The following is a 26,299-nucleotide window of genomic DNA, read 5'->3' as shown; positions in this document are numbered from 1 at the left end:
GAATTTCTATGGCAACATATCAGGCAACTAATGCGTGTACATGGCGTAATGGTAGCTGGATCGCAGGTGTAACGGATTATGTTCGGCAAGGTGTCTATCCTGATGCTAACAATTATGAGAACGTAGGAGCTATGCTGTTTGACCTTGCCAGTATCCGGAATACTTACGCAAACTATTATCCCACATCGGCCAGCATTCACCTTGTCAGGATAGCTGCGGGTGACTGGGGTTCAGCCAGAACCATGACGTTGTATGCTGGAAATGCTTCCGGCATGCCAGCACCCAGTTCCAGCACCAGTGTGTCCGGGAGTAGGCCGACAAAGGTTACCTCTGGGTATAACTATACCGTTTCAGCCGGACAAGGCGCAAAAGATATCGCCATTTCTACCGCGCTCATAGATTCCATCGGTAGTGGTGCCAGCAACTGCCTATTCATGGATGCAGGCTCCAGCACCTTAAACTACATGGGCTTTGGCGCAAGGGACAACTTAAGTCAGATTGTACTGACCATTAATTGGGCGAGCCGTACAACCGCTTGCAGTGCTCCGACTTCCTGCTCGTTAAATGCAACACTCTCGGAAGGCAATGTTACTCTGTCATGGAGTGGTGCATCGGGCGGTATAAATAACTCAATATCCTCCTATGAGATACAATACAGCGATTCCGCTGACAATGTCACATGGGGAGCATGGACAGCACTTACCACGGTAACCACAACAGCCACTAGCGGTAGCGCTTCTGTTGCGCCGCCTTCGACTCGAGGCAATTATCGTAGGTTTCAGGTACGGACACGTGGTACTGCAGGAGCAAGCTATTATTCGGGCTGGAAGGTTTCGACGAATTCCGTCCGTAGAAATACTGTACCAAGTCCGGCAACCACTGCAGTCGCTTCTCCAGCAAACTATAGCGATGAAACCATTACACTGACATGGAGCGGAGCTTCCGGTGGAACAAGTGCGATAAAGGGATACCAGATTGCCAGCAGAACATCCACGGATAACAGTACATGGAGTTCATGGAACGTTCTTACCACTCTAACACTCTCGGCAAGCGGCGGTAGTTACAACCCAAATGTATCAAGAATTCCAGGAACTTATACTCAATTCGGCATTTGGACAATAGATACTCTTGATGTTTACTCTTCAGAGGTTGTCAGTAACAGCATCTATTGCGATATTACTGCCTGCGTAGCGCCGACCGCTTGCTCAGTAAGCACAACGTTGGCCGAAGGAAACGTAACCCTTTCATGGAGCGGAGCAGCCGGTGGTGCGGGAAATTCCATCACATCCTATGAGATAGAATATAGTGATTCGATAGATAACAGCACATGGGGAGCCTGGACAGCACTAGCTACGGTGTTCACTTCAGCGACAAGTGGTAGTGTAATCGTCAGTCCACCGACTACACGCGGGAATTACCGCCGATTCAGGGTAAGAACACGTGGCGCAGCTGGCGAGAGTTTCTACTCAGATTGGACTGTTTCCAGCAACACGGTCCACAGAAATACACTGCCCACGCCACCGACTTCCTTTACCGCCGCTCCTGCCATTTACGAATCCAGCACCGTAACTCTTACATGGAGCGGAGCGATACCTGGAACCAGCGCTATAAAGCAGTATGTCATTCAGCGTTCAACTTCAATGGACGGGATTAACTGGTCGGCATATGAGGCTCTGACAATTGTCGTTACAAGTTCAACCTCTGGGACATATATAGCGAACGCTTCTCAGATAGCTGGAATGTATACCCGCTACCGTATCAGCGTAACCGATACATTGGATGCAGTTTCTGCCTATGTAGTAAGCGGTACAGTAAAGAAAAATAGTCCGCCGACTGCACCACTAATCGTCTGCCCGGTATCTGGCAGTTCAAGTTACAAGGCTACACCGCGTTTCATGATTACAACGGGTATTGAGCCGGATGGTCAAACGCAGATTGTAGAAGTAAAAATCGACACGGGTACTTGGATTAACAGCATAGATAACCCTGAGATGTTTTCCGTAAGCGGCTATCTGGGTAATGGTGTAAAAACGGTGTTTCAATCGGCAGCGCTAGCCGCAGGGAACCATACTGTGACCGTCCGCTGCCTTGATAGTGATATTGAGTCGTCAAGTCCGGAGGTTGTACGCACTTTTACTGTATTGCCACCGCCATTTGAGACGATCACCGCGAACGAAACGAATGTAAAGGCAATTCATATCCAGATGCTACGAACTGCTGTAAATACAGTACGTAGTTATTACAATCTGTCTCAGGTGACTTGGAGTGAGGAGATTGTTGCTGGAAAAAGCAATATCAAAAACTGGCCTTTCCACATCACAGAGCTTAGAAAAGCCATCGAGTCGGTTATTACAATAGTGAACAACTTTGATTCCTCGTCTACTTTTGATATCCCGCCCATAACATGGCTGCCCATTGGAACTGGGCGACCAAAAGCGGATGTGATGCAACAAATTCAAGACCTGATCTTGGAGCTTTAGACACAATACAAACCAATAGCGCTCTCGTAATTTGCGGGAGCGTTTTTCTATACACAAATTCATGAAATGGAGGTATTTCAAATGAAAGAGATTTGGAATTGGATGCAGCTGGTTTTTGCTGCTGTTGGTGCTTTTCTCGGGTGGTTTCTTGGTGGACTGGACGGATTCCTTTATGCGCTCATAGCATTTGTAGCCATAGATTATGTGACCGGTGTGCTCTGTGCCATTGTAGATAAAAAGCTGTCCAGTGAAATCGGCGCGAAAGGTATCTTCAAAAAGGTTCTTATTTTTACATTGGTGGGTGTAGCCCATATCCTTGATACGCAGATACTGGGTAGTGCTGGGGACAATGGTGGTGTCCTTAGGACAGCAGTAATTTTCTTCTACTTGAGCAATGAAGGTGTGTCTATTTTAGAGAATGCCGGACATATTGGGCTACCAATACCTGAAAAACTCAAGGAGGTTCTAAAACAGCTACATGGGCGTGATGATGAGCCCCCTAAGTCAGGTGATGGAATATGATTGATTTAACTAAAGCAGCAACCGTGTTCATCGGTAGACGAGGGGAACACTACTTTCGCCACCTTGAGTTTGATGTTTCCAGTTTGTTAGATGGCACTTACCCCGGAGCAGCCCTAAATGCTATATACAAAAGACCTGATGGTATTGCATACCCTGTGATCACAACTTATGCCGATGGAGTCCTTACATGGTCGCCCAGCGCAACGGATACATTGCTAGTCGGTGTCGGTCAGCTGGAGATAAGGGTTACTTATGGCGATGTGGTTGGAAAAAGCGTTCGGATACTGACCATCGTCGAGGAGGCCCTTGCAGACGGTATCGCAGAACCACCCGAGCCGCCAGCACAGGAATGGCTCAATCAAGTGCTTTCTGCCTTAGCTGAACTGGATATTGATGAGATAAATAATCTGCTAAATCTCACTTATAACTTGTTAAACACTACACACGACTTGGTCGAAGATACGCGCGACAATCTGTATATGCGGACTGGGGTTCTCCTGAACCATTTGCATCCGATAGAAACTGCCACAGCACCGGATATGATAAGCCGAAGAGCGTCCATCACATTTAATGGCATCACGAATGGCAACAACGTAGTAATCGGGACGGTAACATATACCTTTGTTACGGCTTTGGGCAGCCCTGCCGCAAATAATGTGCAAGTGTTAATCCAGGGCACCCTCCGTAATACCGTCAAGAAACTTGCCGAAGCTATAAGGGGTATCCAAGATGTAGCGAACATTGCTTATGGGTCAGGAATATCATCAAACCCGGCTTGCACAGCCTATTGGACGAGTCAGATTTTCTCCATTGGTGATGTTACTATTCCTTCTGGTGAGAGTCTATTTTTGCTGGAAAGAACAGAAAATGCTACGACAGCATTGACCCTTACCTCTACTGCAACAGCTACTATCAACGCATTCACCAGAGCAAGCTATTTGAGATATGTGTTGAGCGGCAATGCTACCGGTGCGGGCGGGATTAATAGTGTCCGAGGACCTTTGCACACATTATTGCCCATTGGTAGTGTGGTTATAGGTGGACAGGGCGGATTGCTATATCCGACGGCTTATGATTGTCATTTGGTTACCCTTTGCCGTCAATCGGATACAAGTGAAAAAGAACTAGACTTATATATCTCAAATGATGAAGTGAACTTTACCAGAATCTCACGCAGCACGCCTATCGGTGCTGATAGTTCAAACGCTGGGTTGCATATTCATATTCAAATGCGTCAAAGCCGAGTGCCTTCTGGATATGGGCTGTATATCAGTATGGGAAGTGATGGCACATCGGCGAGTGCTTTCTGCGATTTGAAGTTTACCTACCACCTATACCCTGTCAGTCTTGCAACAACCAACATGTAAATTAGAGGTGATTTTAATGAATTTACGCAAGTTAATATTAACGAATAATGCCTGCTTCAAAGCAGGTAAAACGATAATTCCCAAAGGCATCATGGTGCACTCTACCGGGGCCGATAACCCATGGCTGAAGCGCTATGTTGGCCCGGATGATGGCTTGCTCGGAAAGAACCAATACAACAATCATTGGAATCAAGAAAAGCCCGGTGGTCGACAGGTTTGCGTTCATGCCTTCATCGGTAAGCTGGCAGATGGAACAATCGCCACATATCAGACTTTGCCGTGGAACCATCGAGGCTGGCACGCTGGGGGAACTGCAAACAATACCCATATAGGCTTTGAGATTTGCGAGGATGGTCTTTCGGACAGCACCTATTTCAACAAGGTGTACCTGGAGGCCGTTGAACTTTGTGTATTTCTTTGCAGGGAGTTTGGTCTCACTGAAAAAGATATTATCTGCCATAGCGAAGGATATAAGCAAGGTATCGCCAGCAATCATGGTGATGTACTGCATTGGTTTCCTAAACACGGTAAGTCGATGGATACCTTCCGCGCCGATGTAAAATCCGGTCTTTCCTTTGCCGCTTCGGTGGAGACGACCGCACCGAAGAAATATTACCGAGTCCAACTTGGATCGTTTTCTGTTAAGGCGAATGCAGATGCCATGCTCAGCAAGGTCAAGGCAGCTGGCTTCACCGATGCCTTTATTAAATACAGCGAATAACAATCAGTTTAATGCCTATCGAGAGATTCGTCTTTCGGTAGGCATTATTTTTTTTTGCTTTTTTCGTTCATTCGGCTGATTTCTGTCCTGGGACTATTAGAGGGTGTTGATTGATATGTTCCCTCGGAAAGAGGTCGAGAGAATGAAATTAACAAAATTAGAAGCCGTTGAATCCATAAAGTATGAAGCAGAAAAGCCTACAGAGGCTTCACTTAAAAATGAGCACGATTATTTGGTGGCAGAAAAACTTACAAAAAAGCTCTTAGAAAAGGGTCTTATTAGCCAAAGTGAATTTGACAAGATCATGGCCAAAAACCGCGAAACTTTCTCTCCGTTTTTAGCAGAGATTATGGCCTAAAAGACTTGATAAATAAGGCACTTAGAGTGATGTATAGTACTGCAAGAAAGGAGGTTGAGACAATGAAACGGATAACAAAGATTGAAGCAAATGAGAAACTTCAGAAGGCACCTAAAAAACTGCGTGTTGCTGCCTACGCTCGTGTTTCAACAGATAGTCGCGAACAACTCGTCAGTTTGGATGCTCAAAGAAGTCATTATGAGACCTGCATTAAGAGCAATCCCGACTGGGAGTACGTCGGACTTTACTATGATGAAGGCGTATCAGGTACAAGTATGGCCAAGCGTGATGGACTCATCAAAATGCTTGATGATTGTGAAGCTGGGAAGATTGACTTTATTATTATAAAATCCATCAGCCGCTTTGCAAGAAATACCACAGAGTGCCTTGAAGCGGTTAGAAAGCTTATAAAGCTTAAGGTGTTCATTTACTTTGAGAAAGAAAATATCAACACCGGCGATATGGAGAATGAGTTGCTACTTACAATTTTTAGCAGCTTGGCAGAAAGTGAGTCTATTTCCCTTTCGGAGAATGAAAAATGGTCCATTGAGAAGAGATTTCAAAACGGAACATACATTGTTGCCTCTCCGCCTTACGGGTACAAAAACGAAGATGGCTTGATGGTGATCAATGAAGATGAGGTTGATGTAGTAAGGTACATTTTTGCAGAATGTTTAGCTGGTAAAGGTGGTCATGTAATCGCTAGAGATCTTAATGATAAAGGAATCCCAACCAGGCGAAAAAGAGAATGGACACCGGGCACAGTAAATGCAATCCTTCGAAATGAAAAATACAAAGGTGATGTGCTTTTTCAAAAAACATTTACCGATGAGACTTTCGTTAGGCATATCAATAATGGTGAGAAGGCGCAGTACTACGTTACTGAGCATCACGAAGCGATAATAAGTGTTGAGGATTTTGAAGCGGCGCAGGCAATGATTGACCAGCGCTCCAAAGACATGAAAATCCAGCAAGGCGATGCAAAGTATCAAAACCGCTATCCTTTTTCTGGAAAAATTATTTGCGGCGAATGTGGTGCTACATGGAAAAGGAGAACTCATAGCGAATCGAAAGTAAAATATTACGCTTATGCTTGCAACACACATCTTAAGAAAAAAGACCAATGCAGCATGCAGTTTATACGTGAAAAAAGCTTTGAAGTGGCTTTTTTAAACATGATTAATAAGTTGGCATTTACTAAGAAGGTGTTGTTGCAGCCGCTACTAGCAAGTCTTAAAGCAATTAACCAGGAGGCAGCAATTGCCCGAATTAATAAGCTGGAAGCGGCTCTTGAGGCCAATTTCAACAAAAGGCAGCAGCTTATGAATTTATTTACGAAGGAATATTTAGAGCCAGCCGTTTTCAACGATCAGAATTCAGGTCTTCTTGCTGAGGCTAAAAGTTTAAGTGATGAAAAAGAAGCATTATATGCATCCGTGAATCATGAGTACGAGCATGTTGAGGCTTTGAATAAACTTATTAAGTACGTCAACAGCGCAAGGATTTTTACTGAATTTGATGCTGATGCATTTGAGGAGCATGTGGATTACATTATCGTTTTCAAAAGATATGAAATAGGTTTTGTATTAAAGTGTGGATTAACACTAAGAGAAAGGTTGTGAGATTATGCCGATTCCATATGGATACAAAATTGAAAAAGGCAAAGCGGTCATAGATGAAGTTCAAGCGGAGCAGGTTAGGATGATTTACAAAGGTTATCTCTCCGGCCTCGCCTATGTTGCTGCAGCAGAGGCTGCTGGGCTTAAGCTTCTACATCCAGGTGTAAAGAAAATGCTACAGAATAAACGCTACCTTGGCGATAAGTACTATCCGGCGATCATCGATCAGGAGACTTTTGATAGAGCAGAAGCCGAACGCATCAAACGCCAGAGAAGGCTTGGTAGAGTATTTGCGGATAAGCCGGTAGAGGAATGTAAGCCAGCTACTAAATTTACAATGCCGAAAGCAGGAAAGATATTCATCGATCCATTTAAGCAGGCAGAGTACATTTACAGTCTGATTGAAAGTGAGGTGGAAGGATGATCTCCTTAGCAAGTAACGTAACGGTTATTCCGGCAAAGAAAACCATCGGGACGCAAAAAGCAACCGACAAAAAGCAGAAAACCAGAGTCGCAGCGTACTGCCGAGTCAGTACCGACAGCGATGAACAAGAAACTAGCTACGACGCTCAGATTCAGCATTACACCTCATACATTGAAAGCCATCCAGACTGGGTACTAGCCGGAATTTATGCAGATGATGGCATCTCTGGAATGAATACGAAGAAGCGCGATGAGTTCCAGCGCATGATTAATGACTGTAACGACGGCAAGATTGATATGGTGATTACCAAGTCCATCAGCCGATTTGCAAGGAATACAGTGGATTGCCTGAATTACACTAGAGCCCTTAAAAACAAGAATATTGGTGTTTATTTCGAGAAGGAAAATATCAACACGCTTGATGCTAAGGGTGAAGTGCTCATGACAATTATGGCTTCTCTTGCACAGCAAGAAAGTGAGTCATTGTCGGCCAACGTTCGTCTGGGCTTACAGTTCCGATATCAACAAGGAAAAGTTCAGGTCAATCACAACTGGTTCCTGGGATATACCAAAGATGAAGAGGGGCACCTCATCATTGATCCAGAGCAGGCCGAAGTCGTGAAGCGCATTTATAGAGAGTACCTTTCCGGGAAAAGCTTCTTACAGATAAAAAGGTCTCTTGAAGCCGACGGAATTCTAAACGGTGCTGGTAATGAAAAATGGCATGAAAGTAATTTAAAGCAGATACTTACAAACGAGAAGTACATCGGAGACGCTTTGCTTCAGAAGACTTATACGGTGGATATTCTTGAAAAGAAGCGTGAAGCTAATAAGGGTCAGGTTCCTAAGTATTATGTAGAGGACAGCCATGAAGCTATTATTCCAAAGGATATCTTTCTAAAGGTACAGGGGGAAATCGCAAGACGCGCCAATCTTACCAAAGGGACCACAAAGCGCAAACGAATCTATAGTGGCCGTTACGCTTTATCTGGAATAGTTTTCTGCGCATATTGTGGCGACATCTTCCGCAGAATTAAATGGAACAATCGCGGGTGTAAGTCCACCGTTTGGCGCTGTGTCAGCAGGGTTGAAAAAGATGGCCCTGATTGCCCGGCAAGAACTGTTCACGAGGAGCTGCTTCATGAGGTAGTTATCAAGGCTATAAACGAAGCGTTCCGTGAAAAGGAAGCAATCCTACCACTATTACGAGAGAATATCGAGAGTAGCCTTGAGGAAGTCACCTCAAATCAGATTGCAGCGATTGATGAACAGATGAAGTCAATGCAGCAGGAGCTAATGGCAACGGTTAATTCTAAGAATACCGGTGATGAGCTTGGTCTGGAGATTAGGAGGCTGCGCGATGAGAAGCAGTCCCTTCAAAACGAGCAGGCATCTCGACAGGATCTGAAAAAGCGAATTGATGAGTTGATGCGTTTCCTTAACGACCTGCCTTGTGAGCTGATTGAATATGAAGAAGATTATGTAAGGACTCTCCTGGAAAAGATAACGGTTTATGACGACCACATCATAGTTGAATTTAAGTCCGGAATTGAAATTCAAATTGATGAATAACTAAGCAATGCTAAATCACCCGCAGCTCTTGTGTCAGAGTTGCGGGTTTCGTTGTTAACTAAATAGATGCCTATATAGAGGAAATTCTTTTTCAGGCTCTCCTTTTATCAAACTATTATATAAAGTAATTTTAAATATTATGAACTTCAGAAGTAATAAGAGAATGGATTAACTTAATATAAGTTTTTGTTGACCCTGACACAGTGTCATGGTTTATAATCAGTATAGGGTAGATAACGCTGAAGCTTTAAAGCAATGTTAGCACTGTTATTTATTTGGTATTTGAAATTATTAGGAAGAGAAGGAGAAAGATAAATGAAGAAATTTATATTATTGTTAATTATAATTTTAATAGTAATGCCATCTCAATCAGCCATGGCTAAAACTATGGATCAGAAAGATGTGATTAAAGATTATGTGAAAAATGCGCTTGATTTATACAACATTCCAGGAGCATCTTTGATAATTATTAAAGATGGGGATATTTATTATCAGGATAATTGGGGTGTCTTAAGTGACGGAACCTCTGTGACATCGGATTCAGTTTTTTTAATAGGATCGTTGAGTAAACCTATTACATCGTTGGCCACAATGATATTAGTTGAAGAGGGAAAAGTTAAGCTTGATGATCCAATTCAAACTTATATTCCTAATTTTAAATATCAGTCAAGTAGCTTAAATGATATTACAGTTCGTAATCTTTTGGAACAAACAAGTGGTATTAGTGAATACAAAGGCCTTAAAGTAACTGATCGATTGTATACTGATCAAGACCCAATCAATCAAGCAGTAAGTGAACTAAGCGGTATACAACTAACTCATGAGCCTGGTGAAATTTATGAATATAACTCTGCTAATTATTTACTCTTAGGAGCTATTGTTGAAAAAGCCTCGAATCAGCCTTTTGCAGATTTTTTGAATGACCGTATTTTTTCTCCTTTAGGTATGAAACATACGGCTGCTAGCTACAAAAATGCAGACGAAAAAGGACTTTTACCAGGATTTCAATCATGGTTTGGTAAACCGATAAAAGTGGATGGGTTTTATGATAATTCAGGAGCACCATATGGATATATTGCTGCAAGTTCAAATGATTTAGCAAAATTTCTAAAGTTTATGATGTATGGAGGAGATCTACTAAGTAAAGAAAACCATGATTTATTGATAGCAGAACCTAAAGTAGATAGATCATATGGATTCGGCTGGCACTTCTCCAACCCATTTAATGACCAAAGGTATCCTTATCATGGTGGTGCAACGCCGCATTTTAGAGCTGAAATGTTTTTTATTCCTGAGCAGAATTTTAGTGCAGTTTTGTTAACAAATAAATACAATACGATGGAAGATCATCAAGTGACACGTATTATGGAAGGTATAAGATCAATTGTCAATAAAACCAGCTCTTTGGATTTGCCGAAACAGAATTTTACGATTCAATGGATTCTTTTGGGCATCATAATACTTACTATGTTCTTATCGATCATTTGTATAATTAGGTTAAAAAAGAAATCAATAATAAACAAAAGGTTATGGTGTTCTATCGGAATATTATCAGCTATATTGGCTGCTAGTCTCATACCAATATTAAGCTATAGTATGGAAGCACCCTGGCATACGATTAAGCTTTTTGCTCCTGATATTGCTTTCCTTATATTATGCATTGTAGGGATATTGACGCTTAATTCCATAACTATTTTAACTATTGTAGGGTTAAAAAGAAATAATAAATAAAATAAGTTTATAATAATAGAAAATTTAGTTGACCCTAACACGGTGTCATAGTTTATAATACATGTGGAGGAGATAATATGTACTACAAGATAAAAGAAATTGCTGATTTAACAGGGGTAAGCGTCAGGATGTTACATTATTATGACAAGATTGGGCTGCTTAAACCAGAGAATGTATCACAGGCTGGATATAGATTATATACTACAGATGATATAAAAAAGCTCTCACAGATATTGTTTTATAAAGAACTGGATTTTTCTCTGGAGGAGATAAAAGAAATATTATACTCTTCAAACGCTGACAAGTTGGAAGTGTTGAAAATGCAGCAACAGATTTTAACAAAAAAGCAAGAAAAAATAGATGCTTTATTGGGTGCTATAAATAAATCAATTATTTCCTTGGAGCAAGGCGAGAATCCTAAAGATCTTAATATCTTTACCTCTTTGGATTTAGTTGAAATAAGTCGAAACAAGGAACAACTGAAAAAGGATTTAATGGTTTATCTATTCCCTCATGTAGATGAGGAATGTGGTATAAAAACATCTGAGTACTCCAAGGATGACTGGACAATTATCATGTCTAGAATGGATGGCATTTTGAATGAAATATCCATAAGAATGGATAAAAGTCCAAATAACTCTGAAATACAGGAGCTTATAGGCAAGTTTAAAGAGTTTATTAATCATAATCTTATCCGATGCGATAATGATCTTTTGAAAGTATTGGGTAATTTGTATGTTGATAATCCGTTATATAGTAACTATATGGTGCAGTACGGAGAAAACTTTCCTGAGTTCTTAAAAAGTGCAATTGATTTTTATGTAGGTGATTAATGTGAAAAATGTTGGAATTACTGATTCATACAATAGGTTTTATTCTGCTTTGAATTTTGAGCGAGCGGGGCTATTCGAATTAATAAAAGCTGAATACGGCTGTAACACAGTATTATACCCCGGGTGCTCTATTCATATAACGCCTTCTTTCTATTTTCAGCATGTTGTTTATGTCGATATTAGTGAACTAGCGAAGGAGTTTTTTCAGGATGATCAAAATATATTGAGTATTATAAACAGCAATAAAAAATATAAGCAGTCAGCTTATATTCAGTTTATTCATAGTGATTATACTAAGAAGCTTTCAGTGAGAGAAAACAACTTTGATTTGCTACTCTCAATCTATGCCGGAGGTATAACAGAATCCTGTAAGAAATATATAAAGCCTGGAGGAATTATTGTATCGAACAACCATCACAACGATGCTCAGCAAGCTTTAAAGGATTCATCTTTCAGATTGGAGGCACTAATTCGTAGGAAGGGTAAAAAATATCATATGGAAAATGGTACAGGTGAAGAAATGTTTAAAGTACTGCAGGAGCATAGTATGCCTTTAAGATATATGAAGAATTCAAGTAGTGGGATGAAATATGTGGATAATGAATATTATTTTGTTTTTAGAAAGATATATTAATACGGAGGGATAAACTTTGAAGATATTAGCGTTTAACGGGAGTCCAAGAAAAGAATGGAATACAGCAATTTTATTAAACAAAGCACTTGAAGGGGCAGCATTACAGGGAGCAGAAACAGAGCTCATTCATCTTTATGATCTTAATTACAAAGGCTGTACCAGTTGTTTTGCATGTAAAATGAAAGGCGGGAAAAGCTACGGTAAGTGTGCTGTCAGGGATGAGTTAACACCCATTCTCAAAAAAATTGAGGAGGCAGATGGTATTATACTCGGCTCACCAGTGTATTTTGGAACAGCTTCAGCTGAAATGAGAGCATTTATGGAAAGATTGCTTTATCCATATATTGTGTATGAAGCAATCCCATCGGTTCCTATAAAAAAGAGAATAAATACAGGATTTATTTATACTATGGGAGCTACTGAAAGCCAAATGACGGAATTGGGATATGAACAGCACTTTAAATTTAATGAGATGTTCATGGGACATATTTTTGGTTCATCTGAAACTTTAATTGTTACAGATACTTATCAATTTAGTGATTATTCAAAGTATGTAGCAACACTATTTGATGCAGAGGAAAAGGCTAGAAGACGAAAAGAGGTATTTCCAACTGATTGTCAAAAGGCCTTTGAAATGGGCGCAAGGATTGCTCAACAAAGCAATATCTAGAAGGTACAGTATAATGTAGAATATATAGTTTGGAGGAAATCAATATGCAGATTGAATGCGGAATAGAAATGCTTGAAATATCGGCAAATGTCATGGGGAAGCCGGGTGTTATTTACCCCACATTAGTTTGGGATGATGAAACTGCAATTCTAGTTGACTCAGGATATCCTGGTCAACTTCCTCAAATAGAGAAAGCGATAAATAAGGCAGGAATCTCATTTGATAAAATCAGCAGGATTATTCTTACCCATCATGATATAGACCATGTTGGAAGTGCTTTAAATATTAAGGAAAAATCACATGAGTATATCAATATATTGGCACATGAGGAGGAGATACCATATATCCAGGGTGATAAATGTCCGCTTAAGCTTGAGCAGCTTGAAGCAAGCTTAGAGGTTCTGCCTGCCGAAATGAAATCAATATATGAAAAACTCAAAGCTGGTTTTCAAAGTAGTAAGGTAAGAGTAGATATGCCACTAAAGGATGGAGATGAATTGCCGTACTGCGGTGGTATCTTAGTCATTCATACCCCAGGGCATACGCTTGGACATATTTGTTTATATCTTAAGCAGAGCAAAACACTTATTGCCGGTGATATGCTGGGAGTTGAGGATGGATATCTTGTTCCTTCACCGGAGCAGATTAATTTCGATCATAATATGTACCAGAAATCATTAGAAAAACTTATAGCATACGATATTCAAACTGTAATTTGTTACCATGGTGGATTATATGAAGATAAGGTAAACAAATGTATTGAAGGATTAATAAATAAACTGTGAATGAGGTAAGGATGTTAGAAAAAGGAAGATTTAAATCTGAAGTGCTAACGCAATTTCATTTCGTCAATACAGTATTATATCGCGGATGCTCTATTCATATAACGCCTTCTTTCTATTTTCAGCATGTTTATGTCGATATCAGTGAAACATACTCGGCTCATCCGTGTATTTATTGATATGTTCCCTAGTACCTAATAACTGTTGATATATTTCCACATACCTCGAAAACGCTAAAAATCAGTTGACTTGTTCCCTTGCACGTATGGTACAAAATTTTGACTTAAGACATTAGTTGGAGTGTCTCGGCCCACGTTGAAACGATAATAATGATGACGAATAGTGGTTCGAAGGGCAAATAAGACGGTTTAACCACAATATGTAGTGGTTTTTGAATGAAAATTGAGCGAAAATCGGGGCAAAAAAGTGCATTTTTTGGCCCGATTTTTTTGCCGTTTTTATAGATGAATTCGGTATTTTTAAGGATGATGCTCAAAATAACATTCATAAGCAAGGAATAATAACTCATAATTATGCCATTATGTTTGATTATTCTTTTCTAGAATCTCATTTAGCAATACTCTATAACTTGGTGATAAAGAGATAAAAGTAAGCTTATACCACAATTCTTCACTGATATCAGTGTTTTCAACACACCAAATTTTATAATGCTCGTCCTTAGTTTCGGTATAGTAATCAATCGAGATGTCATTATTTGAACGTCCTTCATGTTTTTTAAGGTATTTTTCAACTGGATATTCATTCTTAATATAATCGATGTGCCTAAATGATTTTCTGACAGGATAATATTTTCCGTGAATGAATGATGTAATAATATTTTTGGATAAATTATCATCAGTTATATAGGGTAATTGTTCAACCTCAACATGCCAGAACTCTTCTTTAAGTTCTTGGTCAAAGTCCTTTTTGATTACCATCAGAAGTTTATTATATGTATTAGGATCATAGTGGACAATTATGTTTTTATAGTTTTCAAAGTTAGTTTCAGAAAAAAGAAATGAAGGTCCATAGAATTTCTCTGAGAATTCATAATTCGTAATTATTGCATTATCAATATTGACCGCCAATCTTTCATCTAAACGCATAAGAAAATCTGCCTTATTAAAGTCAACGTTATCTTTTAGAAGTCGAAATACTGCAGGGATTGGATCACCAGCGTTAAGAGACTTTCGATCTATAAAAATATTGTATAAATAGTATTTTTTATCATAGAGGAATCCGTTTTGCCGAAAATCAACATCAGTTACTTTTGATAAATGATAATCATTGGTTTTATATAAAAACTTTTCTTCTGGTACAACTATATTAAAATCCCATTCGCAATATCTATTTAAGTCCAAAACAAAACAAGCTAATGCACAGGAGAGTATTTCATGGTCAATTACAACTTCTGATGGCAACGTTGCTTGCTTAGCAGCAATCTCATATCGTTCAACGTAATTTAACTTGATAGGAACAGCGTACACAAGAATAGCCTGTGCAACAAAAAAATATGATGGATTTCTCTCATCATTAGCTATTGACTGTAGTATAGTTTCCTGCGATATTTTACTTTCATCAATTAACTGTTGAGTCTCCTTAACGATATTTTTTATGTAATACGGTACACCTTTCCATACCGTGCCACTAAAATGGCGCCATAAAGGTAGCGCCAGATGAATAGTATAGTAACTTGTATCACGGTATATATCTAACAAAGATATTTTTTTGATCAGTTCTTCCATATCAAACCTCTTAAATTTAATTTTAGTTTTATGCCTATGAAATTATTATATCAGAATATTTTGTAAAGAGTTTCAATATTAATAATCCTAATTGGAAAAGATAGGGAGTATTTTCTAACGAAGATCCCCATTTTTTATGCCCTTATTTAGGAACTCAAATTTGATCGAATGGAGGTAATCAAAATGGCAAACGAAACAATGCGTATCTATTTCCCTCTGAAGATTTTTAGCTTTCCTCAGTATGACTGCTCGGAGGATGAGCGGGAGGATATCTCACCCAGAGAGGCGGTGGCTTACGAAGATCAAATCCTTGCCGCTATCGCTAAGGAAAACCGGCACTTTGAAAATGACCGTGGCTTGGCCGAGTATATCCACGACGAAGCTCTCAAAGAAAAGGTGTATAGCCTGTACCCCTCAGTGGAAATCATCGACGGCGAGCTGTGGGGAGTCATGACTGCAGGACTGAAGGAACTTCTCTCCGGTGAAGAAACCGCAGAACTCTTAAGTTTTGTGGAGGGGCAAAATGCAGACGGCTATGGCGAAGGGTTTGAGCAGCGCCCTATCAAAACACCGGATGGCGAGATCTACGTCAGCTTCTGGAATCACGAAAACTATTCCCAAAAGCTTGAGCAAGAGCTGAAAAACAACTCACCTGATCTCGGATACGGAGGTCCGGTGATGGGATGAATGAAAAGTAGACGGACAAATAGCGCTCATTGGTTTCTAATGAAGCTGAAGGGCGTTTTTTTGTTACAGCAGATTGCTGTGAACTATACAACTAAATAAAAGAACGAGAAGGCGTTGTCTTGTAAAAAAGGCAACGCCTTTTTTGTTTTTCCGAGAAAGGAGCTGAACCATGAAGCATGACGTAACACCAGAAGTAAAAAACGGTGCGGGAGCAATCGGCCCGCCGGTAACATATACCGTGCCCTCGCCGAAAGATCCCGGCCGCTGCGTTGGCTGTCCTTATCCCGGCGTCGGTTTCATCTGCTGGAGTCCGGACGGCTCCTGCATGAAAACCGACGTGGAGAAAATCAGCCGCAGGAGAAAAGGCAGGTGATGAAAATGAACAGCATCATCAGCTGGGTGGGCGGCAAAAAAGCGCTGCGGGATCTGATCTATGAGAGGATGCCGAAAGAGTATGGGCGATATATTGAAGTCTTCGGCGGCGGGGGCTGGGTGCTGTTCGGACGAACGCCGGATACCGCCATGGAGATCTATAACGATTTCAATTCGGACCTGGCGAATCTTTTCCGCTGTGTCCGCGACCGGCCCTTCGCTCTGCTCAAGGAACTTAACTTCTTCCCGCTGAACGGACGGGACGAATTCAACGTCCTGAAAAAATATCTGGAGAAAGAGGAATTCACAAACGAGTACCTGCGGGAGGAACTGGATATCGCCCAGCGATATCTTACGGAACCGCAGTTTGAGGAAATCGAGCCCATCCTCATGGAAAACGCGCGGATGAACGACGTAAAGAGAGCCGCCGCCTTTTACCGGCTTATCCGCTTAAGCTACGGAAGCGGATGCACCAGCTATGGGTGCCAACCTTTCGATATCCGGAAAACCTTTCACCTGCTCTGGCAGGGCAGCCGGAGGCTCAAGGATACGGTCATCGAGAACAAGGATTTTGAAGAACTCATTAAACAATATGACCGTGAAAACGCGTTCATCTACTGTGACCCGCCCTACTATCAGACGGAAGGACACTATGCCGTGGAATTTAGAAAAGAAGATCACGCGAGGCTGCGGGACACCCTGGCGGCCTGTCAGGGCAAATGGCTGGTCAGCTACAACGACTGTGCGTTCATCCGTGAACTGTATGACGGTTATCACATCGAAGCGGTCAGCCGTATCAACAACCTCGCCCAACGTTACGACAACGGCTGCGAATACGCCGAAGTCCTGATTTCCAACTACGATACCGGCGAACGGCTGCGGGACATGCCGACCCAGCTGGGGCTTTTCGACATCGCCGGATTTTCGGTATAAAACAACAATTTAAATGATTTGGAGGAAAACAATATGAAACTGATGAAAATGCGCGCAAGCGTGGACAAGGAGGGCCGATTGATCTTCCCTGCGGATTCTGTGAATACAGCCGGCTTTCATCCGGGCGGCGAGGTGAGCGTCACCCTGACGATCCCCGAGGACGGGGAGCTTCCCTGCCCGGTGATGGTCATCACGCCGGAAAACCCGATCATGTTCACCTTCGCCCCGGAGTGTGACGAGAGTGAGGAACCGGAGGAAGATGAATCCCAGGATGATTTCTCCCTGCCCCATGAGCTTCTGCAGGCTGCGGGCATTCCGGTCGACAGCGATCTGGATGTCACCTGCGTCCCCGGAGCCATCGTGATCAAGGAATCGGACATCCTGAACCGTCTGCCTGACGGCCTCAAGGCTCTGTTCCATTCGTATGGCATCCATCCCGAAACCGTTCGGGAGGTTATGAAGAAGGAGGGTTACTTCGTATGAAAGCAAAACCTGTATATAAAATTGTGGACGGCAAGGGCCGCGTCCTCATCCCAAAGGAGTACCGCGCCGCCTCCGGTATGGACTACGGCGATATCGTCAGGCTGGACATTAACCAGGGAACCGTCAGCGTGAAAAAAGTGGATCTCATCGAAGTGGGCGACCAATCTCCGGAAGCGGTGGAAGCCTTTGTCCGCGCCGCGATCAAATGGATGCCGGACAATACCCGGCTGAGCCTGATCACCGACCTCACGGAACTGCTGATGCGTAAAACGGAGGGATAAGCCATGGAACTGAAAGAGCAATACACTGAACGGGACTGCTCCGAAGAAGGCACCTCCTGCTCCATGAAAGGCAAGGTTGTTGTCCTGCGGCAGAAGGGACCGCCTCCCGGGAATCCGGATCAGTTATATTTTTGCCTGTGCGGGAATGGTGCCGGAGCCAGGCCAAAAGGCATCGCACTTTTTCTGATCTCCTTGTGCACTGGCGACTTCTCCCTGCATAAACGCGGTGAAGTTATTGGGGTTTTGAAGCCGGAACTGCTGCCGGACAGCGCAAAGACCCGGCTTTCCCAAATCCGCCCGGCCGATGCATTGAGCCTGAGCCGCCACGAGCTGCTGTACAGAGGACTCTGTTTCTTTCCGGACGGCCGGTATGCCGGCGGCGCCGATCTGTGCGGCGAAACGGAGGCGATGGCGTATGCGGAACTGCAAATGCCCTATCAGCACCGCGTCTTGATCTGCGGCAAGGAAGGTTACTTTGTTCTGGAAATCACGGCGGGAAAGCTCGTCTGTCCTACACAGCGGGTATGGAATGAACGAATGAATATATTTCGGGAGGTGACCCAAATTGACTGAGAAAGCACTGCTGGCACAGGAGGATTGCCTGCAAACGGGCTATGACATGTCCATCGCGGGAAAGGTCATCGTCCTTCATCCTTCCGTGCTGTCGGAGAATTTCAGGAACGCCAAGCACCAGCTCTATTTCTGCACCGGAGGTAACGGCAGCAACTCCAACCCAATCGGCCGCTCCATTTTCACGATTTCTCTGGCGGACGGCGAACATGTCCGCTGGAACCGGAGCGACGTGCTTGGCATCGCAAAGCCGGAGGCCCTCTCTGAGCAGGCCCGCCTCCAGCTCTCACAAATCCGTCCGAACGGCGCGCTGGACTTGAAAAGCCATGAGCCGCAGTACAGCGGCTATTGTTTTCTGCCGGATGGCCGCTATACCTCCGGCGTCGCACTGTGCATCCCGCAGGAGGTCAGGGACTACATCGGCATGCAGAAGGACTACCAGTACCGGATCATGATCTGCGACCGGAATGACTTCTGCGTCTTTGAGATGGAGAATGGAAAGCTCCTCTATCCGACACAGGAAATTCTGGACGCGCATCGGAAAGAGCAGGAACAGAGCGGCGGCATGGAGCTGAAGCTATGATGCATATCGGGATTCAATGTACACGGCACACTAAGGAGGTAATCACATGGTAAATGAAAAAATCAACGAAAGCAGGTGTAGAAAGGAGGATAAAAAGCGGAAGCACAGATGGCCGTACATCCTTGGAATTCTTCTGCTGTTGCTACTTCTTCTGCTTCTCCTGTTGCGAAGCTGCGAAAATCAGCATCCCTCCCCGAATCCGCCGCCTTCCAGTTCCGTTCCGTCTTTGGACGATACCGGAAGCGCGGAACCGGGAAGCGGAAGCACCCCGTCACGGCAGGAAATTCTGTCCCGGCTTCAAAAGCAGGAAGTCACCGTCACCGACAAAGTGAGTGCGCAGGCATCCTTCTCCAGCGGTGCAAAAGGCAGCGCCGGTACATGGGAAGTGGAGAATTCATCCTCTAACAGCGTCGTTATGCAGTGTGAAATCGTGCTGGACGGCGAAACTGTAGCAAAATCCGTACCGATCTATCCGGGACAGCACATCAACGGCCTCACCCTTTCCCGACAGGTTTCACCCGGAAATTACTGCGTGACGGCAACGATCCGGTATTACAGCAAGGATACAAAGGCTTACCTTGGAATGGCCGATTATAAAATTCATCTTTCCGTTTCGTAATCAACCGTGTTTGCGGTTGAAATAAAAACATACAGGAGGTTTTTCAATGAAAAACAGGTTCAGAAAGTTTCTCGCGGGCATTGTCACTTTTGCCGTGCTCGGCGTATCGGCGGTGGTTCCGGCGTTCGCCGCCGACAAGACCGACACCGGCACAGGCAGCGTAACGGGAAACGTGACGATCAACGGCTCTATTTCGCCGCTGACCATTTCCGTTACCCATCCGATCAACGTGGCCTACGCCATCAGCCCGGACGCCGAAACCTTTACCGCACCCGACATTACCGTAACCAACAACACCAAAGTCGCGGTGATCGCCACGGTGGAATCCCTGAAAGCCGCTTCGGGCGGCTCTCTGACCTTCACTGACGTTGATCCGTCCGCGAAAGCGTGGCGCTCGCTCAACCTCGCGGATTCCAAAAAGTACATCGCGCTCGGCATTGCGGCAAAGGCCAATTCCGGCTGGAACAGCGGGTATAGCACATCTACCCATTGGGCGGTGAACGATTCGCCGTTACAGGTCGGGACGCTGAATCCGAACACTTCCGGCGCGCTGTCCCTGACGGCAGACTACGGCCTTGCGTTCGACGGGGCGTACACAGCCAATCATCAGCTTGTTTTCCAGTTCCAGCTTGCATAAAGGCACAGGTGGGAATTGGCCGGGATTTTCCTGGCCAATCTTCCACGCCGAAAGGAGGGTTTCCATTTGAGGCAATCATTCAGGCGGCTGTTACTTGTACCTCTGCTTGCCGCCAGTTTTCTGTTATCCGGTTTTTCTCCCAGCGCCACGGCTTCCGCCGCGTCGGTTCTGTCGCTGACTGCGACGTCGAACCCGTCCGGGAACTATGTGGCGCTGAACTGGACAAACAGCGATAAAAGCCAGCCGTACAGCTATATGCTCTATTCCAAGTCCGCGCATGAATCGACCTTTCAGAGCATCCCCGCCAAAGACCACGCGAAGGTTCTGAATATCTATCCCGTTGTCGCGCCGATCGTTTCCTTTACGACATGGGAGGGCAAGAACTACACCCTGCCGAAGTCGGCGTCCCTCAAAATGTGGATGGAAACGCCGAACGAATACGATTCCAAAGGCTACGGCAAGGGTCTTATTTCCGTGGACACCGTTTCGATTTCCGATTTCAACGCCAGCCCGGACGCCTACCTGAAAAATGCGGACGGCAGTTACAAATACGACGTGCTATACTTCGGCGCGTGGGATGCTTTTGCAAGTCAGGATTTGTCCGCCGCGGCGGAAACCAAGACCGACGCCTTTATCAAAACCGGGCGGGGCGTTCTGTTCGGGCATGACACGATGGTAGACAACGACCAGATTTCCATGCCGAACTTTTTTAAGCTGGTCCATTACTGCAATATTCAGACTATCCCGCATTACACGGTGCTCGGCAGCGCCCAGATCAAAGTTGCTAAAAAGGGTCTGCTCACCAACTACCCGTGGAAAATCGGGGACGTAGGCACGGTTCTGAATGTTCCGCTATCTCATTCCAATCAACTTGCTTTCGGGGACGTGTGGATGACATATCAACAGCCCTACACATACCCTAACAGCACGGCGGCAACCGGCTCCGGTGGGCAGGGTACGAATACGTTTTATCTCACCAGTTGGTCAAACTGCGCTATGATTCAGACCGGTCACTCCAATGGGGAAGCCACGCCGGACGAGCAGCGCGTCACGGCCAACACCCTGTTTTACCTTGCCCAGATCACGACCGACACAAGCTGGAACGACCATAAGGGACAGGATTTGGACGCACCGGACGAACCGACCATTTCCGGCGTTACGCACAATTCCAATCGAACACAGTATACCGTTCAGTATTCCTCGCAGGACAACGCCACTGGCTATCAATACTATGTAGAGGCCACAGGGCAAAACGACGGCGCGAAATACGATTCCCCGGTTATTTCCACGTCTTTGAAAACCGGGATGAAAGGCTACTCCATCGTGGTGGACAGCAAACCCAATACTGTCCCGGACGGGAGCATTACGGCTACATCGGACAGTTACACTTTTTCCCGCCCGTCCGGCAGCAGCTTCTACATTCATGTTGCCGCCGTGGACAAGGCTGGGAACATTTCATCCGTCGCCCACTATCCTGTAGACGAGTTGGTATCCATGACGCATCCGGTCAGTATCAGCTACGCGATTGACCCGAACAGTAACATGCCGTTTACCACGCCGGACATTCCAATCACCAATCATTCCACTTTTCCTGTTAAAGTTTCCGTCGTGGGCCTGAAAGCAACCTCCGGTATCGGTGACGCCGCCCCCACGTCCTATTCGGATTGGAACAGGCTGACGGCGGCGCAGACAGGAAGCGGAATCGCACTCGGCGTGAGAATCAAGGAAACATCCGGTTCAGGCTGGACGGTGATTAACAGAGCGGTACCCGTTTACGCAGGTGATCTTATGTCGGAAGTGCCGTTGGGGACGCTCGGCGCGAACGGAGCGTCGGGGAATCTAGCTCTTACCGCCAAATTCGGTTTGGCTTGGGCGAACGCGCGAACCGTTTCCCATGAACTGACACTTGACTTTACGATTAGGATTAAGCAAATCATTTTGAAAATATGGAAGCAGGCAGAATGGGCAGAGAATGTTCTGCATTCCGTCACCTTCTATTTTCAGTAATACGGCGATTGCGCCGGGAAAGTCCAGCGGTTAAATGTCAAGAGGTGAATGGAAAAAAGTTTTATGAAAACAGGATGTATAGGCACCAAAAAGTATAAAGAAAGAACTCCCCAATAAACCTACCACAATTTACTTGTAAGATATGGTAGGAAGTGGAATGCCAATTGGAAATTACTCTCCTTTTGGCGGAGTATAAAGCCGATTGCTATGCAGAAGAGCATAGACAAGGCGGACAAATTTTCTGGCAGTTAGTGCAAGTGCTCGTTTGTGTGGCGTTTTGGGGGTTTGGCTGTACTTTAAGTCATAGAAGCGTTTGAACTCATGATCGTGCATTCTCACTTTGTTAGTGGCTTCCATGATGTAGTAACGCAAATATCGATTGCCGAATTTAATCAATTGAGTATGTGCAGCCGTGAAATTGCCTGATTGGTGCTTGGTCCAGGCAATACCCGCAAACTTGGCCAATGCTGCTTGATCCTTGAAACGATGAATATCACCAATTTCTGCTATGATTCCAGCAGAATATACAGGGCCAATTCCTTTGATAGAGGTCAAAGGATTAGGAATAAGCTTTATCTGTTCCTCTATAGCCTTATCAAAGATTTTAAGCTGTTCCTTGTATGCTTTCATGGCAACCATGGATACGGCAAGTACCTGATTAACAGAGTCCGCAACCGTCTTTGGGAGACGGTAGGAACTTCTGGCAGCCTTTTGGACAGCAGCTGCAATTTCATCAGGGTTTTCGAAACGGCCTTTACCCTTTTTGTTGATGAACTCGGCCAACTCTTCAATTGGCATATAAGAGATTTCATCAACAGAAAAGAATTCTTCAATGATGCTGCTGGACGTAGCTCCAAACCTGTCTGAGAAGATCTTCTCTTGTGCAAGGGAAGAAAATTTCAGGAAAAGGTTGTTGAGGAACCAGTTTTTCTCCCTTGCAAGGTTTTGAACCGTATGGAATCTAGCCTTTGTAAGCTTTTGAAGTGCTTTGTAACGGTCATCCATGTAAACCTCCTTGTTAATGCGCCCGAAGCGTAGATGCTCTGCAATAACCCATGCATCTATATCATCGGTTTTTGGGAGGTCAGGGTACATCATTTTAAACTTGTTTACCTGTGTTGGATTAAGCACATGGATTTTAGTGTTGAATCTATTCACAGAGGCATCTTGCTTTAGGAAGTAGACAAGAGGATCACCATAGACAGAAGTAGATTCAAGACCGATTACAATGGAATCAAAGCTGTTCTTCTCCGCAATTCCAGCAACCCTCTGGGAAAGGGTTTTTGCACCGGGAACGGAGTTTGCAACAACAAACTTTGAAAGACTGGTTCCATCAGGATGGAGGATACGGACTTTGTTGTCGTTGAGACTGACATCAATACCGACCAGTAATGAATTTGACAATGAAATCATCTCCTTCCTGTTAAATTTGCAGGCCATTAAAATTTAACTAATGCCCGTGGTACCTGGCGCATCAACATCCTCGCAATTAGAATACGCTCCGGAATCCTCCATGCACGGCTCCTTGAACTGCCATATAGGAGAAAGGATGCCGGACAAACACCCAGCGGTTTAAAGCTAACACCAGGCCAGGGGAACTGACTTTACAAGAAGCGACCATAAAGATCCTACAGGAGAAAGCAGAACCGCTCTCAATGGCCTAAAGCTATTGTTACACAGGCATTAGATAAAAGCAAAATAAAATTATCAAGGTACAATGAGCCAAACAACGTAAATGACTCTGAAGCACACAAGAAAATTTCCAGTTAATTTATGGTATATGGCATAAGTTCAGGTAAGGTTTATAACTGGAAAATGTATCATCAAAACCTTACAAAAATTATTATACGAGGAGGAAGCCCCATGAACGGCATCCAAATCAAAAACAACCGCATTCTCTACTATGGAAACACTGCGGGATATATCGAAAAGGACAGGGCTGTGGTTGATCCCATGTTCGAAAACGACGAGCTTAAATTCTATCTGTCCAACAACAGGGGCCTTGATGTGGAATGGACGCCCGGTACCTTCGAACGTCTGGCGGAGGGAAAACTCGACCAGGAGGGCAACCTGCAGGTGCTGAAAAAGTGCAGGGTACATCAGCTCAAGCCCGACGCGGATATCATGATGAAATTCATCGGGTATGACGAGATGCTGGAGCGTTTCGGAGAACCTGATCCGGGCAATTACAGCGTGGTCTATGACGGCGAGGTGGAAACCAACGATCTGGAGGAACTCTTCACCAAGTTTAATATAGACCAGCCCTCCGGTTATGAGGGGCACAGCCTTTCCATGTCGGACGTAGTGGAACTGTACGATGAGTCTGGCAGCTCCTTCCACTATGTTGACCGCTTCGGTTTCCGGGAGATTTCCTTTCAGCCGCCCGAGCAGGAACTGTACCAGGGACCGGAGATGAGCCTGTAACACCGTCAACCGCAGCCGGAAGGCTGCTTTTTTTAATCCACAAATATATAAGGAGGAAACAACCATGAGTAAAGCACAGGTAACCGCCAAGAGCCCGCAGGAATCCGCACAGACCGCCGCGGAGCAGCCGCTTCCCATGAAATTGGACGTCAAAATCGGTTCCATCCGTCCGGAGGGCAACGTCCGCGCCTTCGCGTCTATCAATCTGAATAACTGCTTTGCCATCCGCAACGTGAAGGTGGTGGACAGCAGCAAAGGGCTGTTCGTTGCCATGCCCAGCTATAAGGCCGGAAACGGCGAGTACAAGGATATCTGCTTTCCGGTCACCAGGGAATTCCGTGAGCAGCTGAATCAGGCGGTCATTGACGCCTATCATCAGGCTCTCACACAGAGCCAGGGCCAGAACCAGCAAAAGGCGGAAACGCCCCCTTTTGACCAGGCGCCGGAGCAGAATCCCGGCATGCAGATGGCGGGACTTTAAGCCCCGCCATCCTTGTTATTTAAAAACATTAAAAATATCGGAGGTAAATCAAAATGAAGAAAATCCTTAACAAAGTGAAATGCGGACTGTCGTCCCTTGTGAACAGCGTAAAGCATGGGTTGGAGAACATTGTGTGCAGAGTAAAGAACGAATTGGCCGTGCTGTCCGTGACCTCACATAATCTGCTCCGTTCCCAGCACGGGGAAGGCTTTGTCGATACGGCCATTAAGATATTAATGGCTGTGGTTATCGGCGCCCTGATTCTCGCCGGCCTCTACGCGCTGTTCGGTGAAACGATCCTGCCCACCCTGAAACAGCGTATCATGGACATGTTCAACTATGGAAACTGATCTGCCGCTTCTTTTACAGGGCGGCTTTTTTACTGCCCTGCTGGCGGCGGTCTCGGCATGGGATATCCGGAAGCGGGTTATTCCCGACACTCTCTGTCTTTGCATCGCCTTGACCGGGCTTTTTACTTTTAATCCGGTGAAGCTGCTCGGTATTCTCGCCGCCGTTCCCTTTTTAATTGCCGCCCTTTTGTTCGGCGGCATGGGCGGCGGGGATATTAAGCTCATGGCGGCAACAGGGCTGGTGCTTGGACTTCAGAAAAGCGTAGCCGCCGTAATCACGGGCCTAACGGCTATGCTGGTATTTCACGCATTCTGTTTTATTTATCAAAAGTCGCGTGGGAGGGATTCTCTAAAGGCATACCCCCTCGCGCCCTTTTTATCTCTCGGCTGCTTCGCAGCATACTTTTTGATTTAA

29 protein-coding genes are annotated in these 26,299 nt (G+C 44.5%); 27 read left to right on the top strand and 2 right to left on the bottom strand.

Annotated elements, in window-relative coordinates; genetic code table 11:
* Window positions 1-8: 8 nt before the first annotated feature.
* The 13 genes from AB3K27_RS14165 to AB3K27_RS14105 all read left to right on the top strand — a co-directional run bounded on the left by AB3K27_RS14165 (window position 9) and on the right by AB3K27_RS14105 (window position 13,715).
* Entirely contained in the window at window positions 9-2,480 is a 2,472-nt protein-coding gene (locus AB3K27_RS14165) for a hypothetical protein (protein ID WP_368488055.1), read from the top strand.
* An 81-nt stretch (window positions 2,481-2,561) separates the two neighbouring features.
* Entirely contained in the window at window positions 2,562-3,002 is a 441-nt protein-coding gene (locus AB3K27_RS14160) for a holin family protein (protein ID WP_368488054.1), read from the top strand.
* Entirely contained in the window at window positions 2,999-4,369 is a 1,371-nt protein-coding gene (locus AB3K27_RS14155) for a hypothetical protein (protein WP_368488053.1), read from the top strand. Before AB3K27_RS14160 ends, AB3K27_RS14155 begins: the two co-directional genes overlap by 4 nt.
* A 16-nt stretch (window positions 4,370-4,385) precedes the next feature.
* A complete protein-coding gene (locus AB3K27_RS14150) occupies window positions 4,386-5,090 on the top strand; it encodes an N-acetylmuramoyl-L-alanine amidase (RefSeq protein ID WP_368488052.1) in 705 nt (234 codons plus the stop codon).
* Between the two features lie 142 nt (window positions 5,091-5,232).
* Window positions 5,233-5,448, top strand: coding sequence for an SHOCT domain-containing protein (locus AB3K27_RS14145; RefSeq protein ID WP_368488051.1), 216 nt, complete (start codon window positions 5,233-5,235; stop codon window positions 5,446-5,448).
* A gap of 62 nt (window positions 5,449-5,510) precedes the next feature.
* Window positions 5,511-7,070, top strand: a complete 1,560-nt coding sequence (locus AB3K27_RS14140) for a recombinase family protein (protein ID WP_368488050.1) — start codon at window positions 5,511-5,513, stop codon at window positions 7,068-7,070.
* Between the two features lies 1 nt (window position 7,071).
* A complete protein-coding gene (locus AB3K27_RS14135) occupies window positions 7,072-7,491 on the top strand; it encodes a recombinase (RefSeq protein ID WP_175561981.1) in 420 nt (139 codons plus the stop codon).
* Complete coding sequence (locus tag AB3K27_RS14130; protein ID WP_368488049.1) at window positions 7,488-9,062, top strand: recombinase family protein; 1,575 nt, start codon at window positions 7,488-7,490, stop codon at window positions 9,060-9,062. The genes AB3K27_RS14135 and AB3K27_RS14130 overlap by 4 nt, the downstream gene beginning before the upstream one ends.
* A 315-nt stretch (window positions 9,063-9,377) precedes the next feature.
* On the top strand, window positions 9,378-10,793 hold the full coding sequence (locus AB3K27_RS14125; RefSeq protein ID WP_368488048.1) for a serine hydrolase domain-containing protein: 1,416 nt from the start codon (window positions 9,378-9,380) through the stop codon (window positions 10,791-10,793).
* 77 nt (window positions 10,794-10,870) lie between these two features.
* Window positions 10,871-11,626, top strand: a complete 756-nt coding sequence (locus AB3K27_RS14120; protein ID WP_368488047.1) for a MerR family transcriptional regulator — start codon at window positions 10,871-10,873, stop codon at window positions 11,624-11,626.
* A 49-nt stretch (window positions 11,627-11,675) separates the two neighbouring features.
* Window positions 11,676-12,260: a class I SAM-dependent methyltransferase gene (locus tag AB3K27_RS14115; protein ID WP_368488046.1), complete on the top strand. Its 585-nt coding sequence runs from the start codon at window positions 11,676-11,678 to the stop codon at window positions 12,258-12,260.
* A 16-nt stretch (window positions 12,261-12,276) separates the two neighbouring features.
* Entirely contained in the window at window positions 12,277-12,930 is a 654-nt protein-coding gene (locus tag AB3K27_RS14110; RefSeq protein WP_368488045.1) for a flavodoxin family protein, read from the top strand.
* Between the two features lie 44 nt (window positions 12,931-12,974).
* A complete protein-coding gene (locus AB3K27_RS14105; RefSeq protein WP_368488044.1) occupies window positions 12,975-13,715 on the top strand; it encodes an MBL fold metallo-hydrolase in 741 nt (246 codons plus the stop codon).
* 536 nt (window positions 13,716-14,251) lie between these two features.
* On the opposite strand, the gene AB3K27_RS14100 is transcribed toward AB3K27_RS14105, so the two are convergent.
* A complete protein-coding gene (locus AB3K27_RS14100; RefSeq protein ID WP_368488043.1) occupies window positions 14,252-15,457 on the bottom strand; it encodes a hypothetical protein in 1,206 nt (401 codons plus the stop codon).
* A gap of 183 nt (window positions 15,458-15,640) precedes the next feature.
* Here AB3K27_RS14100 and AB3K27_RS14095 point away from each other — a divergent pair, with 183 nt between their 5' ends.
* The 10 genes from AB3K27_RS14095 (at window position 15,641) to AB3K27_RS14050 (ending at window position 22,629) form a co-directional block, all read left to right on the top strand.
* Window positions 15,641-16,144 carry a hypothetical protein gene (locus AB3K27_RS14095; protein ID WP_368488042.1) on the top strand — a complete coding sequence of 168 codons (504 nt, stop codon included), beginning with the start codon at window positions 15,641-15,643 and terminating at the stop codon, window positions 16,142-16,144.
* A gap of 169 nt (window positions 16,145-16,313) precedes the next feature.
* Window positions 16,314-16,517 (top strand): hypothetical protein, encoded by a 204-nt coding sequence (locus AB3K27_RS14090; protein ID WP_368488041.1) that lies wholly within the window; start codon window positions 16,314-16,316, stop codon window positions 16,515-16,517.
* A gap of 5 nt (window positions 16,518-16,522) precedes the next feature.
* Window positions 16,523-17,449, top strand: a complete 927-nt coding sequence (locus AB3K27_RS14085; RefSeq protein WP_368491243.1) for a DNA adenine methylase — start codon at window positions 16,523-16,525, stop codon at window positions 17,447-17,449.
* A gap of 33 nt (window positions 17,450-17,482) precedes the next feature.
* The gene (locus tag AB3K27_RS14080; protein WP_368488040.1) at window positions 17,483-17,932 is read left to right on the top strand and encodes a hypothetical protein; all 450 of its coding nucleotides are present in this window, start codon (window positions 17,483-17,485) and stop codon (window positions 17,930-17,932) included.
* A complete protein-coding gene (locus tag AB3K27_RS14075; protein ID WP_368488039.1) occupies window positions 17,929-18,213 on the top strand; it encodes an AbrB family transcriptional regulator in 285 nt (94 codons plus the stop codon). The genes AB3K27_RS14080 and AB3K27_RS14075 overlap by 4 nt, the downstream gene beginning before the upstream one ends.
* A gap of 3 nt (window positions 18,214-18,216) precedes the next feature.
* Window positions 18,217-18,786 (top strand): hypothetical protein, encoded by a 570-nt coding sequence (locus AB3K27_RS14070; RefSeq protein ID WP_368488038.1) that lies wholly within the window; start codon window positions 18,217-18,219, stop codon window positions 18,784-18,786.
* A complete protein-coding gene (locus tag AB3K27_RS14065) occupies window positions 18,779-19,366 on the top strand; it encodes a hypothetical protein (RefSeq protein WP_368488037.1) in 588 nt (195 codons plus the stop codon). Before AB3K27_RS14070 ends, AB3K27_RS14065 begins: the two co-directional genes overlap by 8 nt.
* A 46-nt stretch (window positions 19,367-19,412) precedes the next feature.
* Entirely contained in the window at window positions 19,413-19,985 is a 573-nt protein-coding gene (locus AB3K27_RS14060) for a hypothetical protein (RefSeq protein WP_368488036.1), read from the top strand.
* A 46-nt stretch (window positions 19,986-20,031) separates the two neighbouring features.
* The gene (locus tag AB3K27_RS14055; RefSeq protein ID WP_368488035.1) at window positions 20,032-20,622 is read left to right on the top strand and encodes a hypothetical protein; all 591 of its coding nucleotides are present in this window, start codon (window positions 20,032-20,034) and stop codon (window positions 20,620-20,622) included.
* Window positions 20,623-20,688: 66 nt separating this feature from the next.
* Window positions 20,689-22,629 (top strand): DUF5057 domain-containing protein, encoded by a 1,941-nt coding sequence (locus tag AB3K27_RS14050; protein ID WP_368488034.1) that lies wholly within the window; start codon window positions 20,689-20,691, stop codon window positions 22,627-22,629.
* Window positions 22,630-22,800: 171 nt separating this feature from the next.
* Here AB3K27_RS14050 and AB3K27_RS14045 read toward each other — a convergent pair whose 3' ends face one another.
* Window positions 22,801-24,042, bottom strand: coding sequence for an IS110 family transposase (locus AB3K27_RS14045; protein ID WP_368491242.1), 1,242 nt, complete (start codon window positions 24,040-24,042; stop codon window positions 22,801-22,803).
* A gap of 450 nt (window positions 24,043-24,492) precedes the next feature.
* Between AB3K27_RS14045 and AB3K27_RS14040 the strand changes: the two genes are divergently transcribed.
* The 4 genes from AB3K27_RS14040 (at window position 24,493) to AB3K27_RS14025 (ending at window position 26,299) form a co-directional block, all read left to right on the top strand.
* Window positions 24,493-25,053: a YodL domain-containing protein gene (locus tag AB3K27_RS14040; protein ID WP_368488033.1), complete on the top strand. Its 561-nt coding sequence runs from the start codon at window positions 24,493-24,495 to the stop codon at window positions 25,051-25,053.
* 64 nt (window positions 25,054-25,117) lie between these two features.
* The gene (locus AB3K27_RS14035; RefSeq protein ID WP_368488032.1) at window positions 25,118-25,534 is read left to right on the top strand and encodes a septation protein SpoVG family protein; all 417 of its coding nucleotides are present in this window, start codon (window positions 25,118-25,120) and stop codon (window positions 25,532-25,534) included.
* Window positions 25,535-25,662: 128 nt separating this feature from the next.
* Window positions 25,663-25,884, top strand: a complete 222-nt coding sequence (locus AB3K27_RS14030; protein ID WP_368491241.1) for a DUF6133 family protein — start codon at window positions 25,663-25,665, stop codon at window positions 25,882-25,884.
* A complete protein-coding gene (locus AB3K27_RS14025; protein WP_368488031.1) occupies window positions 25,874-26,299 on the top strand; it encodes a prepilin peptidase in 426 nt (141 codons plus the stop codon). Before AB3K27_RS14030 ends, AB3K27_RS14025 begins: the two co-directional genes overlap by 11 nt.

It is taken from the genome of Clostridium sp. BJN0013 (assembly GCF_040939125.1).
In the GTDB taxonomy this organism is placed as follows: domain Bacteria; phylum Bacillota; class Clostridia; order Clostridiales; family Clostridiaceae; genus Clostridium_B.
This window is presented reverse-complemented; position numbering and strand designations above follow the sequence as displayed.

Coding starts and splice junctions, on each gene's coding strand:
- AB3K27_RS14165 (WP_368488055.1), top strand. CDS start 9: ATGGCAACATATCAGGCAACTAATGCGTGTACATGGCGTAATGGTAGC.
- AB3K27_RS14160 (WP_368488054.1), top strand. CDS start 2,562: ATGAAAGAGATTTGGAATTGGATGCAGCTGGTTTTTGCTGCTGTTGGT.
- AB3K27_RS14155 (WP_368488053.1), top strand. CDS start 2,999: ATGATTGATTTAACTAAAGCAGCAACCGTGTTCATCGGTAGACGAGGG.
- AB3K27_RS14150 (WP_368488052.1), top strand. CDS start 4,386: ATGAATTTACGCAAGTTAATATTAACGAATAATGCCTGCTTCAAAGCA.
- AB3K27_RS14145 (WP_368488051.1), top strand. CDS start 5,233: ATGAAATTAACAAAATTAGAAGCCGTTGAATCCATAAAGTATGAAGCA.
- AB3K27_RS14140 (WP_368488050.1), top strand. CDS start 5,511: ATGAAACGGATAACAAAGATTGAAGCAAATGAGAAACTTCAGAAGGCA.
- AB3K27_RS14130 (WP_368488049.1), top strand. CDS start 7,488: ATGATCTCCTTAGCAAGTAACGTAACGGTTATTCCGGCAAAGAAAACC.
- AB3K27_RS14125 (WP_368488048.1), top strand. CDS start 9,378: ATGAAGAAATTTATATTATTGTTAATTATAATTTTAATAGTAATGCCA.
- AB3K27_RS14120 (WP_368488047.1), top strand. CDS start 10,871: ATGTACTACAAGATAAAAGAAATTGCTGATTTAACAGGGGTAAGCGTC.
- AB3K27_RS14105 (WP_368488044.1), top strand. CDS start 12,975: ATGCAGATTGAATGCGGAATAGAAATGCTTGAAATATCGGCAAATGTC.
- AB3K27_RS14100 (WP_368488043.1), bottom strand. CDS start 15,457: ATGGAAGAACTGATCAAAAAAATATCTTTGTTAGATATATACCGTGAT.
- AB3K27_RS14095 (WP_368488042.1), top strand. CDS start 15,641: ATGGCAAACGAAACAATGCGTATCTATTTCCCTCTGAAGATTTTTAGC.
- AB3K27_RS14090 (WP_368488041.1), top strand. CDS start 16,314: ATGAAGCATGACGTAACACCAGAAGTAAAAAACGGTGCGGGAGCAATC.
- AB3K27_RS14085 (WP_368491243.1), top strand. CDS start 16,523: ATGAACAGCATCATCAGCTGGGTGGGCGGCAAAAAAGCGCTGCGGGAT.
- AB3K27_RS14080 (WP_368488040.1), top strand. CDS start 17,483: ATGAAACTGATGAAAATGCGCGCAAGCGTGGACAAGGAGGGCCGATTG.
- AB3K27_RS14075 (WP_368488039.1), top strand. CDS start 17,929: ATGAAAGCAAAACCTGTATATAAAATTGTGGACGGCAAGGGCCGCGTC.
- AB3K27_RS14070 (WP_368488038.1), top strand. CDS start 18,217: ATGGAACTGAAAGAGCAATACACTGAACGGGACTGCTCCGAAGAAGGC.
- AB3K27_RS14060 (WP_368488036.1), top strand. CDS start 19,413: ATGGTAAATGAAAAAATCAACGAAAGCAGGTGTAGAAAGGAGGATAAA.
- AB3K27_RS14055 (WP_368488035.1), top strand. CDS start 20,032: ATGAAAAACAGGTTCAGAAAGTTTCTCGCGGGCATTGTCACTTTTGCC.
- AB3K27_RS14045 (WP_368491242.1), bottom strand. CDS start 24,042: ATGATTTCATTGTCAAATTCATTACTGGTCGGTATTGATGTCAGTCTC.
- AB3K27_RS14040 (WP_368488033.1), top strand. CDS start 24,493: ATGAACGGCATCCAAATCAAAAACAACCGCATTCTCTACTATGGAAAC.
- AB3K27_RS14035 (WP_368488032.1), top strand. CDS start 25,118: ATGAGTAAAGCACAGGTAACCGCCAAGAGCCCGCAGGAATCCGCACAG.
- AB3K27_RS14025 (WP_368488031.1), top strand. CDS start 25,874: ATGGAAACTGATCTGCCGCTTCTTTTACAGGGCGGCTTTTTTACTGCC.